Here is a 13,719-nt window from a genome sequence, read left to right as displayed (position 1 = left end):
GAAGTCTATCAATGTTGGGAAAATGAGCATACGCTCAGATAAAAACAGCGCGGACTGCTGATATAAGTGAGTCAGCGGATTTTTGTAGTGTAAATCAGGGACTCTTTAAATTAGTTGTAGAAGGATTATAGCACTGAAACGAAGATGACTCGGAAATGTAGGTCACGTTTTCAACGTGACGATATCGTTATGTTTGCAATGTCACGCTTTAAGCGTGACCTACATAGCGGAATTAGGCAAGGAACAACACTGCCACTCCGACAATGGCGAGCAAAGTTCCAGCGATGGCTTGCCAGCTGACCTTTTCCTTAAACACAAAATGACTGATCGGCAGGATGATCACAGGCGGCAGCGCCATCAATGTACTGGCGACTCCAACTTCCGCGTGTTGTACGGCCAACAGAGATGCGGAAACTCCAAGGACAGGGCCCATCAATGCGCCGAGCGCAATCAGGCGTAGAGCTTGTGGTTGTTGGCGAACCGCTGTGATTGTCGCCTTTGTCTGTCTTTGAATGACTGTCCATACCCAAATGAAAATCACTGCGGCGAGCATGCGAATGGCATTCCCCTGGAAAGGAGAAAAATCTCCGCTCATCCCTTGCTTGGCGAGGACAAGCCCAACTGCCTGTCCAAGCCCTCCCAACACGCCAAAGATCACACCTCGGCGCGTATGTCCATGCGGAGTGTTTTCAGGTTCTTCATGCGACATGACTACCCAGCCTATCCCCGCCAACGCAAGGACGATTCCAGTAATTTGCAGAGGGGTGAGAGTTTCACCAAAGAACACCCAGGCAATGATCGAACCGAAGATGGGGGCGAGGCTCAATAGCAAAGTCCCGAGGCGCGCGCCTACCGAGACAAAGGCCTGAAACAGGAAGGCGTCGCCGAGTGAAAGCCCGATCACACCGGAAAGGCTTAACCATATCCAGCGCGAAGAGCCTGCTGCAAAAGGCAACGGCTCACGAAAGAGAATGAGATTTATGATAACCAGGAAACTCAACCCAAATAAGAGCCTCACGCGGTTGGTAACTTGTGAACCAACCATATGCCCTGTCTTTGTAAAAATAATCGCGGTCATCGCAAAGAAGAAGGATGTCGCAAGCCCTGCAATTTCACCAATCAGTTCCATTTTTCTCCATTCTTATCGCTTGTCTCAAAAATAAGTAAACTTTTGGTCAAAATTGCTAGAAGAAACTGAAATTCCTGTTTACTAAATTATGCGATACTCTGTAACATTCAAGGTGACAGTCACGCTAAACGTGACTGTCACCTATAGTTGCCAATACTATACACGTGGCTAACCGCTTCCCCTTTTATGCCTGCTTATTATGACGAGCTCATGAGCTCCCTTGTTACGGCGGCTGGAATTTTGCCACCCGGTTCGCCAATTCCCGCAATTGACTAAGGCTGACTGGCTTGAGCAAAACCAGGTCCGCCTGACCGTGCAATTCTTCCGCTTGTCGTTCGTCCGCGGTGGTAACGATCACAGCGGTTTTCGATAAACGTTCATTCGAGCGGATGTGTTGCAGAATGCTTGCGCCTCCAATATGAGGCAGGTGCAGATCTAAAATGATCACATTTGGGGAAGCGCTTGCAAGGTGTTCCAAAGCTTTTTTACCGTCTCGAATGGCTTCGGTTTCAAACCCGCCACCCTGCAGGGCTTTGGAATATATTTCAGCCAGGTCCTCTTCATCTTCAATAATTAACGCTAAAGGTTTGTTCATTGTTGTGGCTCCAGCGGGAAAACGATTGTAAATGTACTTCCTTTTCCAGGTTCGCTCTTAAGCATGATCTTGCCATCCATTAACTCAGTCAGTTGTTTTACTATGGATAACCCCAGCCCGGAACCGCGATATTGTCGCGTTGCTGAACTATCCACCTGCCAGAAAGATTCGAAAATACGCTCCTGCGCCTTCATGGGTATGCCAATGCCAGTATCTGTTACTTGCAGTGCCCATTGAGTGGGCCCGGGCGTAAAGACTCGTATATGCACCGCTCCACTTTCAGTGAATTTGAGGGCATTGCTGGTTAAGTTGAAGAGTATCTGTTGCAGCCTGAGTTTATCCGAGACCAACATTGGCGGCACATCTGCCGCGATCTCTCTGGTTAATTTGATATTCTTTGTTTTTGCCAGAATATCCAGGGCCGATTGAGTCGTTTTGATCAGGTCTTCAATGGCAAAAGCCGTATATTTGATGGAAAGCTTGCCTTGTTGAATTTGGGCCCCATCCAATAAGTTATTTACCATACCTTGAAGCTGGGTGGTATTGATAAGTATTTTTTGGACCGCCCTTTTCTGTTCCTGCGTAATCGATCCATACGCTTCTTCATCTAATAATTGGGTATATCCATTGATCGCGGCGAGCGGCGTCCGCAATTCATGGCTGACGTTCCTAAGGAGCTGGCTCTTTAATTGGTCGGCTTCCAGAGCTTGTTGTAACCTTGAATTCAGCCCTCGCCGAACGACAGCCGCCAAAGCTACGCCCATGAGAAGCAATACGATGCCGGTAATAATCGCTGTGCGTTGTGAGGCACGCAAACTATCCCTGGTTTGAATAATCGCATTTCTTTGTGCGGCCGACTGGCGGTCAATTAATTGTTTGACCGCGCTTTCCATTGTTTTTAACTCAACATCCATTGACTTAAGGGCCAGGGTTTGTTGCACCGTATCTGTATTTTCCCAGATACTGATCAACTGCTCAATGAGGGCAGACTGATCTTTGATTTCATTCACCAAAGCCAGGTCTTCATCCGTATATATAAATTTTATTTCAGGGGTTTCTACCTCGGCGACGAGGTTGCTTACCTGGATTTCCACGAAATCAAAACGGGTTATGCCCTGAGGCGGATTATCCAGCTCCCCCAACAGGCGAGTCACTTCGTTGCGGGTTAATTGAACCTCGCGCTGCAAGTTGACAACTCCCTGATTAAGGATGACCGTTTGAGTCAGGCTTAGGTTGATCGCCTGCTCAAGTTGCAGGGCATCTCTTATCGAGAAATAGAGTCCGCCAACGGTCAGAGCGATAAGCCCAAGAACTCCGATTATTTCAATCGGAGTTAGCATCCAACGCGTTAAAAGAATTGGGCGCTTCATCATAAATAGAGAAATCCGCCGGACATCATTACTTGACCGTGATCTCAGATAACGACCAAACCCACACCGCGTCATAGGTTAGGTGATCGAGTTCGGGAAAGTCATTATATGGAATAATGCTGATCAGCGGGCCATTCATATCGATTGGCATATATTCGCCATCGGCTTTCACAGCCACCATGATAGGCCACTGATTGACATCTGAGATTTCCATGTCAACCGAATAATCATCCAAAGCATACAGGGTTAATGTAGTGGCATTTGAAGATGCTCCTGCCACTCTTAAAAGTTGCGACATGAGCACCCCGCTATATACAATATTCTTTTTGACAAAGGGGTCATCGACATCATATTCAACCAGGCCAACGCTTTCAAGGGTTGCCAGGTCAAATTGCAATACATCCCCTGAATTTTTTTGGACGATGTCTCCCTTAATCGTAAGAATGACATCGCCTGTTGGCGCTGGAATGGAGTCCCCGGGCTTAAGAGTGCCTGCCGATACTGTAGTGTATGTTGCAGGAGTGGAAGTCTGACCGCAAGCTGCCAGGATCAAGGCCGAAATAAATACATATAGGGAAACACGCGAGATTTTCATTTGTAAAGCCTCCTTGATATTGCTACTTATAAAATGTCCCAATGGACCGAATAGGCATATTATACAGAATTCTCTAAATCCAACGGGCCCTCATACGAAAATGTAAGGGTTGGCTTTAATTCAAAAATTGCAATTGCTTCTTATCGAAATTATTTTCCATTATTTACCAGGAATGAACTCAGGAATTTACGGATTTGACTCGCCGTCTGATCCCATTTTGGCTGGGCCAGATAACGACTCCGCGCTGCGAGACTCATCTGGACGAGGAGATCGCGCTTCTCATTCATAATCTGCAACCTGCTTGCCAACGAGTGAGCGTCTCCCGGCTGAATCAGGAATCCGTCCACGCCGTCGCGAATGACTTCTCCCGCCGCCCCCGTTGTTGTGCCAATCGCAGGCAGACCAAAACACATGCCCTCGAGATAAACGATCCCAAAGCCTTCATAAGATGATGGCATGGCGAGCAGATGCGCTTGCCGGAGTTTTTGTTTGAGCGGTTCGTTATCCAGTGAAGAGTGAAACGTGACGATGGACGATAGATCATTGACCATGACGAAGTCTTGCATTTGCTTGGCGTATGCGGGTTCAGTGGAGAGAGAGCCAATTACATCCAGGTAAAAGGTGGAAGGTGGAAGGCGGAGGAGGGCTTGCAGTAAAGTGTGCAGCCCTTTTCTCTCCATCACATTTCCGAGGAAGAGAATCCTGAGTTCTTTCTTCTTTCCTCTTTCCTTGATCTCTTCTTCCGAAATTGCCTCCCCAAACCGATCTGTTGGTGGATATGCCACTACATCAGGTTTACTATTCCCTATTAACCCATTCACTACCCCCTTCGTCGTCTGCGAATTAAAAATGAACCCGTCTACACTTTGCAGATACTTCTTTTCGATCATACGATAAAAAATATTCTGCCATTTGGGTCTTAATTCAGAACATCGCAAATGATGGACAAGGCTGATGATGGGATAGGGATGTCGCCCACGATTCGCTCCGATCAGCGAGGGATGATTCAATTCATCTTGGATCAGAATATCCAAATTCTGGAGTCCGACAGCTCGCTGTCGGGTTTTCCAGGAGCGAGCTCCTGGACTCCAGAGTCTGAACCAAAAATTATCCGTCAAATGCGCCGCATAATTCCGCCACGGAAGCGAGATAATCTCGATGCTATCTCCCTGTGCACGCAAATATTCCACTAGCCTGCGGTCATACATATATCCGCCGCTGAGAGTGTCAAGTGAGCCATAGAGGACGAGACCGATTTTCATAATAGATGTGTCTCTTGCGAAGAGTCTCTAGGATTGTGTAGAAGATGCTCATCGCACTGGCGTACGGCGCAAGTGTCGTCGCCAACGAACGGCTCCTCAGCATGACACAAATTAGCGTTCAACCGAAAAAGCCGCCCATGCGTTCTCATGTTCCCACAACACAACCTTCAGCGCGGATATGTTTTTCGCTTTGATACGTTCATTCAATGTCGTGGCGAGAATGTGCGAGAAATGCTCAATGGATGGATTCAGCTCTGCGAACTCTAGTTTTTCATTGAGCATTTGTTCCTTGTAATAGCCAACCACCTCATCGAGATGTTTTTCCACATCTACAATATCCACCAGGTAGCCGTGTTGGTCAAGTTCACTGCCTTCGAGTTGCAACTCCAGGATGTAATGATGCGAATTGGGAAAGTTCTCTGCTCCCCAATCTCCACCGATCAAAAAATGGCGTGCAATGAATTCTCTTCGTACTCCAAGTGTGTACATGCATTGCTCCTGAATTAAATTTTTACAGCCCGCATAATAAGATGGCCGTTTTCCCTTACGATGGGCATGGTGAAGTCAAATAGACTGATGCGCGAGCAATAATCAAGGTCGGATTTTGGGAACTCTGGATGCTCAGGGCTTAAATGCATGATTGCATCCCTGGATGCATACACGCGGCGGACATATTCCTGCACATCGGTTACCCGACCCTTAAACTGTTTCTCCAAATATTCAGCACAAGCCACATCCTCATCATTGTTTTCACCACCTGTGATGACGAAAGTGACTTCATCAGGCTTTAGTTTCATAACATGATCTATTGTAGATTTGGCGACTACGAAGCTGGCGGCGACCATCACATCCGCATTCACACAGCGGACAGCACCTTGAGTCCCTGCGCCTGTTCTTTGAATAAGAGCTAGACCGCTCAAGTCACATTTGATGATTTGGGTGGGGGAGTTGCCAAAGTCAAATCCCTTGGGAGGAAGTCCCCCAACTTCGCCCATCACTTTTGAATTGGGAGTCTGCTCCTTCAAAGCCAGCGCCTCTTCCACGCCACTGACAAGCATGATCTGCTTTGCTCCGCGTGAGAAGGCATACGCAGCAGTCGAGAATGCGCGTAAAACGTCAATGATGAGGACGATGCCAATGGCGGTGTGACAAGTTTCGAGATTGGCGTAGTTGAATTTCATAAGCTCATTAAGGACTCAAACGTCTCCTGACGTTTGGACTCAAAAATCAGGAGATTTTTGAGTCCAAAAATCAAATAGGATTTGTATCGTCTCTTGCGGATTTTCATCCAGCAGTTGATAAGCCTTGCCTGCCTCTTCAATTGAAAAGCGATGCGTGACCCACTTCTCGGGTTGGATTCTTTTCAAAGCATCCCAAGTTACCTCGAACCTGCGTGCTTTATCCCATCTCCCGCTTAACTCTGGAGAGATCGTGCTAACCTGGGACGATATCATCTTGATGCGAGAACGATGGAATGTGCCACCGAGGTCGACCTCCGCGCGCTTTTGCCCATACCACGAGCCAATAACGATGCGTCCGCTAAAAGTAGTTAATTCAATGGCATCGTTTAAAGCAGATGGCGAGCCGCTGAGTTCGAAAACTAAGTCAAAAGTCGAAGGTTGAAGGTCTTGCAAGGTAAGGCTTTTGACCTTTGACCTTTGACCTTCGACCTTCAATGCATTCCTTCGCAATTCATAATTATCTACTGTAACCAAACTTTCCAGCGGAAATTCACTTAATAATGAAGCGGTCAATAATCCAATCGCACCCTGCCCTAAAACCAAAACGCGCTCCCCTAATATTGGAGCGCCATCCTGCACTAGATTTACAGCGGTTTCCATGTTTGGGAAAAAGCAGGCGTTTTGAGGGGATAGGGAATCGGGAATAGGAAATAGGGATTCAGTCTTTGCAACGAAATGAGTTGTATGTGGCTGAAATGCGAATACCATGCTATCCAACCATTCACCACTCACTTCTTTTCCTATTTCTTTTACCACCCCCACACATGCATACCCATAAGCCAGCGGATATTTCAAACCACTGCTCACGTTGTCGTGCACATCAGCCAAATGTGGAAACTGTCCGCGATAGACCAGCATCTCTGTCCCTGCGCTGATGGCCGAGCAGGCCGTCTTCACCAATACCTCATCGTCTTTCAGTACAGGCAGGTCCGCTTCACGGACTTCAACTTTTTGGGGTGCGGTAAAAAACAAGGTTTGGGCTTTTGGCATAAGCGTAGTTTACATAGTATCGCATAATTTACCAAACCGGGGGTTGTGAAATTTACTCGCAATTTCCATCAAAAAATACCGTGTCATTCTCCCGAAGGAGATCGGGACGATGTGAGGGAGCGTTTTTCGCGACCGACACCGTACCTGCGTTCGGTGCAAGTGAGAGTCTCTTACTTTCGAAAGCAGAGACCCTTCGCTGTCGCTCAGGGTGACACAATTTGGGAAGGTAGAAACTTGAGTTATTTATGAAGCAAGCGATAACATAAAAAGTGACAGTCACTTTCGCAACTGTCACCTGAATGCCCGCCGATTATTTCTTTTGCATAGGCCTGGGAGGATAGTCCGGGGTATCGCGCCTGAACTCGTAATTTTTGATCACCAATTCGATTATCTTTTTTTGTTGAGGTGTAACTTCCTTGAACTCAAACCCCACATTGTAAAACTGCGGGCTGATATCCTGCTCGCACCATGCTGCCCGCGCCGGCAGGGTGATGCGTGAAGCCGAAATCTCCGGCAGTTCAGGCAGTTCAATGGCAAGCGTCACTTCGGTGTTTTCCTTTTGGGGTCTTTCACCGATTACCATTGCACCCAGCAGGGTTAAATCACTAAGATAGCCAAGCAGAAAACCGCCATACAGGTCGAAGACCTGTGTGTATGCCATCAGGCTTTTTCGCTCTTCTTTGCGTCTATCTTTCATTGCACCTCTTCAGGATGAATTTATTAAGTTTACATGACCCCGCAATTAAAGTCCATTGCGATTATGTGGTAAAAATGCCCGATGCGCTGGATATACATTTCCCCTCACCTCGATGATGCCGTACTCTCTGCCGGCGGCCTGATCTACGAACAAACGCGCGCAGGCCTGCAGGTTGAAATCTGGACCATCCTATGTGGCTTTCCGCCGAGCGAAGAACTTTCCCCTTATGCAGAGCTTCTTCATCACGAATGGGGAGTTGCCTCAGTCCGTGACCTGATTCTTGCGCGCCGTGAGGAAGACCTGAAAGCCTGCCAGATCGTCGGCGCAAGGCCTGTTTATTTTGATCACCTTGATTGCATTTATCGCCGAACCAAAAATGGCGATTGGCTGTATGGATATATCTTTCTACCTCCGCATGAGGACGAGGCGGATTTTCCCGCTCGAATCGCAGAATCGATTTCCGCCCGCCTCCAACTGACCGACCAACTGGTCTGCCAACTTGGGCTTGGTTCACACGTTGACCATATCCTCGTCCGCCGCGCTGTGGATTTGCTCCAACACCCGGTGCTATATTACGCCGATATACCATACCTATTCAAGACGCCTGAGGAGCTGGCTCCGAACACGGCTGAGATGAAAGCGAATGCCTATGCGGTGAGCGAAGCAGGCCTCAGGTCCTGGCAGGAGGCGGTTGCTGCTTATGAGTCCCAAATCTCCAGCCTGTTCGATAGTCCAGACCATATGCGCGAGCAAATCCAACAGTATTGGTCGGAAAATAACGGGATTCGCCTTTGGTCTTTCGCCTAGACAAATTTCTAACACTTTTGGGTCTTGAATCTCGTTTTGAAACATGATATAGTAAGCGCGACTTTCCGGATATTGAACCGGAAATTTTTAATCACTTGCATCTCCTAGGAGATGCAAAATTCTATTAGAGCAGGACAATACTATGCCAACCAATTTCCTTACCAAAGAGGGCTTTCAGAAGCTTCAAGAGGAACTGGATCATCTACGAACAACCAAACGCATGGAAGTGGCCGCAAGGCTGCATGAGGCGATGGAGGGCGGAGAACTGATCGAGAATGCCGAATACGAGGCTGCCAAGAATGAGCAGGCCTTTGTAGAAGGCCGCATTCAGGAATTGGAGCTTTTGCTTGCCACAGCACAAATTATTGAAGAGAATAATGGCAAAGGCAAAAAGACCGACGCCATTCAGGTAGGCACCAAAGTGACCATTAAAGAGGGCAACTTTGAGGCTGAAACCTTTACCATCGTGGGTGCGGCAGAAGCCAACCCGCGCGAGGGCAAGATCTCCAATGAGTCACCCATCGGCAAATCGATTTTGGGTCACAAGGTGGGCGAGACCGTGAAGGTGGAAACTCCCGGCGGCACTTACAACGTTAAGATCATCAAGGTTGGTTAATAAAACAGGACGCGCAATCGATGCCCCGCGTCCAATTTAGGTTGGAGGCGGGGCTTTTTATTTGACCTCACCCCTGCCCCTCTACCCTTACGGGCACTCGTCCTAAAAGCAGATGGGTGAATTAGGAAAATCATCATGGCAGAATACAATTCCCTTGAAAAAATTCGCTTGCAAAAAATCGAAGAACTTCGCGCCGAGGGCGTGGAGGCATATCCCACTCGCGCGGAGCGCACACATACCAGCGCGCAAGCTATCGCTGAGTTTGAAGCTGGCGAATCAGATAACCGTGAAGTAAAAGCTGTTCTCGCGGGGCGGGTGCGTTCCATGCGGCCAAAGGGCAAGCTGACCTTTGCACATATCGAGGATGGTTACGGCAAGGTGCAGTTATTCTTGCGTGTCAACGAAGTGGGTGAGGCGCAACTTGATTTTTTCAACAGGATGTTTGACCTCGGTGATTTCGTCGAAGCGACGGGTGTGATGTTCCGTACCAAAGCTGGCGAGGTTTCGCTTCACGTCCACAGCTTCAAGTTGCTTGCCAAATCCGTTACCCCTCTCCCCGCTGACAAGGATGTGACGAAGGAGGATGGCAGCGTTGTCCGCTATGCCACGCTGGATGATCCTGAGATTCGCGCACGCCAGCGTTACGCTGATTTGGCCGTCAACCCTGATGTTCGCGAAATATTCCGCAAGCGTGCAAAACTGATCACAGCCCTGCGGACTTTCCTCGATGACCATGATTTCCTTGAAGTGGAAACGCCCATCCTACAGCCGTTATATGGCGGAGCGGCAGCGCGTCCATTTGTGACCCATCACAACGAGCTTGAACAGGATATGTATCTGCGTATTTCATTTGAGTTGTATCTCAAGCGTTTGCTGGTCGGTAATATGGAACGAGTCTATGAGATCGGGCGTGACTTCCGCAATGAAGGTGTCTCGTTTAAACATAACCCTGAGTTCACGCAGCTTGAGTTTTATTGGGCCTACGCCGATTATCTGCAAGTGATGGAATTGACCGAGCAAATGGTTTCTTATGCCGCAGAAAAGGTGACAGGCTCCACCAAGGTGAAATATGGCGAACACGAATTGGAATTCAAGCCACCCTGGAAGCGCCTCGAAATGCGCGTTGGTATTTTGGAAACCAGCGGCATTGACATCGCCGAATACAAAACTGCCGAGGCGTTGTTAAAAGCAATCAAGGAGAAGCAGCCCAAGGCGGCGCCTGACCCGAAGTCTACGCGGGGTAAGTTGATCGACTTCCTGCTCGGCGAATTCCTTGAGCCCACACTCATCCAGCCGACTTTCCTTTATAACTATCCGCGTGATATTTCTCCGTTGGCGAAATCCATACCGGGTGACCCGCTGACTGTGGAGCGTTTTGAAGGATATGCAGCAGGCTTTGAATTATGTAACGCCTTCACTGAATTGAATGATCCTCTAGACCAGGAACAACGTTTCCTCGAGATGGGGCGCGATTATGAGGCGGATGATGAGGAGAAGCATCCGCTCGACGAAGATTACCTGCGTGCCATGAGGTATGGGATGCCTCCCAATGGCGGCTTCGGCATGGGCGTGGATCGCCTTGCGATGGTGCTGACAAATAAGCACTCCATCCGCGAAGTCCTCTTGTTTCCCGCTCTTCGCAAAGAGGAATTTGGAGAATAAAATTAGTGGCACAGCCTGAAGCTGTGCCACTTTTCAAAAGGCAATAAGAGGAGTATTTTATGTCTGAAAAGCAATTGATGGAATTCTGGAATTTTGATGATGCCGATCTCGGCGCAAACCGTCTTGGTCAATTGACCGAGAAACAGAAGAGTTACCTGGCTGGCGAACATAAAAGTCAGCGGAATGTATCTCTTGGGGTCGGCCTGGCATTACCGATCATATTTTGCTGCCTGCCCCTGCTTCTCATTGGCCCAAGAGTGTTGCTGCCTATGCTGGTCAATGGCGGCGACTTCTCCGATATCACAGAAATTCTTCCAGTCGCTGCCATGGGCGGGTTCGGCCTCCTTTTTGCCGGCATTGTGATATTGGTGATCGGTGCAGTGGTGGCCATTTATGTGATCCGCGCAAATAAGAAAGCGGATATTACAGTAAAACAAGTCAGAGGCAAGGTCGATTATTCGTGGGGCACGAAGCGCGTGCGCAATCCGGGAAACAAAGCGCGCCCTTATGACGATGTCCGCGTGCTGCATTTGAAAATTGGAGAGAAAAAATTTGAAGTCCACAAAGACCTGCAAGAGATCATCAAGGAAGGTGAAAGCTGGGCTGTCTATTACACTTCGTATCCCTTCAAGTTTTTGTCTGGGGAGCAGGTAAAATAGATTCATGACCTTCGACTCGACTCATAAGATCAACTCGCCTCCTTCCGGGAGACGTTTTTCATTCACGACCCAAGCCTAGCTGTCATTGTTTTGACTGAATATACGATAAGCAAAATAGTTGAAAACAGTTAATAAATCAACTGGCCGCGAAATTTCGCGGCCAGTTCTTATTATTTACAGGCATTGCTGACGATCACGGACAGGATAGATCGGGAGCTGGTTGGAGTATCAGCCTAAAGGTCTTGGAATCGGTTTTGCTAATCGATGGGCACGTAAGCGTGACGGTAGAAGTCCATTGTAGTTCTCCCAGGCCTTGTTCGTTGAAGGTGATCATATAGCTTCCTCCACCGGATTGAGTACAACCACCACCACCCCCCGACTCTGATACGACACCCCCTGTTGCAGAGCCAGGTATGAAATTTAACTTCGAAGTACCTCCGGGGAAGGTAGCATCAAGATCGAAAAGTTCATCGATGCAGAGTTCACCAGAGAAAGAAACCCCGTTGCTCTCACCGGAGACGCGGTAAGCCTTCTTGCACTTCTCAAGTTTATCTTTTATGTATTGAAGTTCGCCATCACTGAGTTTGTTCTCCATTTTATCTTTCAGTACATCCCAGAAACCAGATCGCGTCTTGGGAGGCGTAGTGATATTTTCCAATAGAGCTTTGGCGCAAGGGGAATTGGCAACGGCGGATCCGCCCTGCTCGCTGGATTTTTCACACTCTGTTGCCGCCTTTTCAAGCACCTCCTTAACCTTGTCAGCGAGTTCTTCCCAAACTTGTCCCGAGTATTCCCTCCTTTGGTCATCGGTCAAGCCTACATAAGATCGGGTATTCATCCATAACTGAAACGAAGCGATCTGGCTATTCAGTTCCGTGCAATTTTCGGCATTATTAATCGCTTTGATTAATTCGAAGGCTTTCGCTCTGGCGGGGTCCTTCTCGCCTGTGACGTTTTCGAGTGGAGCCAACTCATCGTCGGCAATTGCCTCAGCCGCCCATTTTTGTTCCAATGCCGCGCCAGAATCTGTTGGGGCATGATCTTTGACATATTGAGTAACACTGGCAGCGCTAGCCTGCCCAACTCCACCTACTTTCAACTCCATTACCGGTAAAACAATACGACGAACAGGTTTCTGAAATGCCGGGCTGGCCAGATGTGCAGTTACAGGTGGCAAAAGATCCGTGAGTTCATTTGCCTCGTCTGTTGGTTGCAGGTGAAATTCCTGACCATCTGCCTGAAATGCAAATCCAACCGTCGCGAGACCGGGATCGACATCGACAGGAATTCCTATTGTCAAAATAGCCACATCATTTAAAATCAAACCCTCTGGCTCCAAACGCACTGCGCCAATTGAAGCGCCATCCAGCGGCCAATCTTGAATGGCAGTAACCGCCGTCATGCGGATTTCTGTGTCAACGGACAGCGCGCCTTGGGGAATGACCAATAAATATTCCACTTCATTTGAGTCGATCAGGGACAGCGTTCCACCCTGAATGCCCACCACTGCTGCAGTAGCATTTTCTTCGTCATACGCCGGATTCACCGTAAGAGGATTCGGCTGGCGCGCGCCCGTTGCGATGCTGACCTGACTTTTGTCAGCGGGACCCGCCTCTGTGATGACCTGCACCTGGTAGGTCAAATTGCTCTTTTCCGGCGCTGATAGATCTTCATAACTTGTACGTTCAGGCGGAAGTGTCACGATTGAAAATGCATCCCCGTCATCAATGCTCAATTCCAGGATATATCCTGTTGCGCCTTCAACGGCATCCCATGTAAGCATCACGACATCCGGGGCCGTCAATGCGGCAGTGAAGTTCTTTGGGCCATTGCCACTACCTGTTAATCCCGTTGCGAAGTTGCAAGCGAAGGAGAAGATAAGGATTATTGTAAACAAACGATAAATGACTTTTGTATTCATTATTCGGACTCCTTTAATGATGAACACTATAATCGTAATCCAAGTAAAATACCAGTAATGGATGGATGATTGTGAGAATTAAAATAACAACTACTTTGTGAATTCTTGAGAGGTTTATATGATACAAGCCATTCTTGCTAATATTCAAACATATAACGAAGTTATCTCTGCTTGT

At 48.2% G+C, this 13,719-nt stretch carries 14 protein-coding genes; 4 read left to right on the top strand and 10 right to left on the bottom strand.

The features are described from left to right. Positions 1–232 precede the first annotated feature (232 nt). From AC14M5_RS16070 to AC14M5_RS16030, 9 genes are all read right to left on the bottom strand, one after another. Positions 233–1,129, bottom strand: a complete 897-nt coding sequence (locus tag AC14M5_RS16070; protein WP_484030704.1) for a DMT family transporter — start codon at positions 1,127–1,129, stop codon at positions 233–235. Between the two features lie 223 nt (positions 1,130–1,352). Further along, positions 1,353–1,724 (bottom strand): response regulator, encoded by a 372-nt coding sequence (locus AC14M5_RS16065; RefSeq protein WP_484030703.1) that lies wholly within the window; start codon positions 1,722–1,724, stop codon positions 1,353–1,355. Continuing rightward, a complete protein-coding gene (locus AC14M5_RS16060; RefSeq protein WP_484030702.1) occupies positions 1,721–3,097 on the bottom strand; it encodes a sensor histidine kinase in 1,377 nt (458 codons plus the stop codon). The genes AC14M5_RS16065 and AC14M5_RS16060 overlap by 4 nt, the downstream gene beginning before the upstream one ends. Before the next feature lie 25 nt (positions 3,098–3,122). Then, a complete protein-coding gene (locus AC14M5_RS16055; protein ID WP_484030701.1) occupies positions 3,123–3,689 on the bottom strand; it encodes a putative pterin-binding protein in 567 nt (188 codons plus the stop codon). A 149-nt stretch (positions 3,690–3,838) separates the two neighbouring features. After that, positions 3,839–4,951, bottom strand: a complete 1,113-nt coding sequence (locus AC14M5_RS16050; protein WP_484030700.1) for a glycosyltransferase family 4 protein — start codon at positions 4,949–4,951, stop codon at positions 3,839–3,841. A gap of 111 nt (positions 4,952–5,062) precedes the next feature. Further along, positions 5,063–5,440: a 6-pyruvoyl trahydropterin synthase family protein gene (locus AC14M5_RS16045; protein WP_484030699.1), complete on the bottom strand. Its 378-nt coding sequence runs from the start codon at positions 5,438–5,440 to the stop codon at positions 5,063–5,065. Between the two features lie 14 nt (positions 5,441–5,454). After that, positions 5,455–6,132 (bottom strand): 2-phosphosulfolactate phosphatase, encoded by a 678-nt coding sequence (locus AC14M5_RS16040; protein WP_484030698.1) that lies wholly within the window; start codon positions 6,130–6,132, stop codon positions 5,455–5,457. Between the two features lie 39 nt (positions 6,133–6,171). Then, complete coding sequence (locus tag AC14M5_RS16035) at positions 6,172–7,182, bottom strand: zinc-dependent alcohol dehydrogenase (RefSeq protein ID WP_484030697.1); 1,011 nt, start codon at positions 7,180–7,182, stop codon at positions 6,172–6,174. A 310-nt stretch (positions 7,183–7,492) separates the two neighbouring features. Further along, on the bottom strand, positions 7,493–7,879 hold the full coding sequence (locus AC14M5_RS16030) for a PilZ domain-containing protein (protein WP_484030696.1): 387 nt from the start codon (positions 7,877–7,879) through the stop codon (positions 7,493–7,495). Between the two features lie 81 nt (positions 7,880–7,960). On the opposite strand from AC14M5_RS16030, the gene AC14M5_RS16025 reads away from it, so the two are divergent. The 4 genes from AC14M5_RS16025 to AC14M5_RS16010 all read left to right on the top strand — a co-directional run bounded on the left by AC14M5_RS16025 (position 7,961) and on the right by AC14M5_RS16010 (position 11,623). Continuing rightward, complete coding sequence (locus AC14M5_RS16025) at positions 7,961–8,686, top strand: PIG-L deacetylase family protein (RefSeq protein ID WP_484030695.1); 726 nt, start codon at positions 7,961–7,963, stop codon at positions 8,684–8,686. 142 nt (positions 8,687–8,828) lie between these two features. Then, complete coding sequence (gene greA, locus AC14M5_RS16020) at positions 8,829–9,302, top strand: transcription elongation factor GreA (protein ID WP_484030694.1); 474 nt, start codon at positions 8,829–8,831, stop codon at positions 9,300–9,302. 135 nt (positions 9,303–9,437) lie between these two features. Next, positions 9,438–10,964, top strand: coding sequence for a lysine--tRNA ligase (gene lysS, locus AC14M5_RS16015; RefSeq protein ID WP_484030693.1), 1,527 nt, complete (start codon positions 9,438–9,440; stop codon positions 10,962–10,964). Between the two features lie 59 nt (positions 10,965–11,023). Then, the gene (locus tag AC14M5_RS16010) at positions 11,024–11,623 is read left to right on the top strand and encodes a hypothetical protein (RefSeq protein WP_484030692.1); all 600 of its coding nucleotides are present in this window, start codon (positions 11,024–11,026) and stop codon (positions 11,621–11,623) included. Positions 11,624–11,816: 193 nt separating this feature from the next. On the opposite strand, the gene AC14M5_RS16005 is transcribed toward AC14M5_RS16010, so the two are convergent. Next, the gene (locus AC14M5_RS16005; RefSeq protein WP_484030691.1) at positions 11,817–13,544 is read right to left on the bottom strand and encodes a hypothetical protein; all 1,728 of its coding nucleotides are present in this window, start codon (positions 13,542–13,544) and stop codon (positions 11,817–11,819) included. Between the last annotated feature and the right edge of the window lie 175 nt (positions 13,545–13,719).

The sequence above is a fragment of the Candidatus Villigracilis sp. genome, assembly GCF_057083605.1.
The sequence above is the reverse complement of the archived record's forward strand: the minus strand, read 5'-3'. Positions and strand labels throughout refer to the sequence as shown.

Bases quoted from the DNA above. Each gene is read 5' to 3' on its own strand.
- AC14M5_RS16070 (WP_484030704.1), bottom strand. From the start codon at position 1,129: ATGGAACTGATTGGTGAAATTGCAGGGCTTGCGACATCCTTCTTCTTT.
- AC14M5_RS16065 (WP_484030703.1), bottom strand. From the start codon at position 1,724: ATGAACAAACCTTTAGCGTTAATTATTGAAGATGAAGAGGACCTGGCT.
- AC14M5_RS16060 (WP_484030702.1), bottom strand. From the start codon at position 3,097: ATGATGAAGCGCCCAATTCTTTTAACGCGTTGGATGCTAACTCCGATT.
- AC14M5_RS16055 (WP_484030701.1), bottom strand. From the start codon at position 3,689: ATGAAAATCTCGCGTGTTTCCCTATATGTATTTATTTCGGCCTTGATC.
- AC14M5_RS16050 (WP_484030700.1), bottom strand. From the start codon at position 4,951: ATGAAAATCGGTCTCGTCCTCTATGGCTCACTTGACACTCTCAGCGGC.
- AC14M5_RS16045 (WP_484030699.1), bottom strand. From the start codon at position 5,440: ATGTACACACTTGGAGTACGAAGAGAATTCATTGCACGCCATTTTTTG.
- AC14M5_RS16040 (WP_484030698.1), bottom strand. From the start codon at position 6,132: ATGAAATTCAACTACGCCAATCTCGAAACTTGTCACACCGCCATTGGC.
- AC14M5_RS16035 (WP_484030697.1), bottom strand. From the start codon at position 7,182: ATGCCAAAAGCCCAAACCTTGTTTTTTACCGCACCCCAAAAAGTTGAA.
- AC14M5_RS16030 (WP_484030696.1), bottom strand. From the start codon at position 7,879: ATGAAAGATAGACGCAAAGAAGAGCGAAAAAGCCTGATGGCATACACA.
- AC14M5_RS16025 (WP_484030695.1), top strand. From the start codon at position 7,961: ATGCGCTGGATATACATTTCCCCTCACCTCGATGATGCCGTACTCTCT.
- greA (WP_484030694.1), top strand. From the start codon at position 8,829: ATGCCAACCAATTTCCTTACCAAAGAGGGCTTTCAGAAGCTTCAAGAG.
- lysS (WP_484030693.1), top strand. From the start codon at position 9,438: ATGGCAGAATACAATTCCCTTGAAAAAATTCGCTTGCAAAAAATCGAA.
- AC14M5_RS16010 (WP_484030692.1), top strand. From the start codon at position 11,024: ATGTCTGAAAAGCAATTGATGGAATTCTGGAATTTTGATGATGCCGAT.
- AC14M5_RS16005 (WP_484030691.1), bottom strand. From the start codon at position 13,544: ATGAATACAAAAGTCATTTATCGTTTGTTTACAATAATCCTTATCTTC.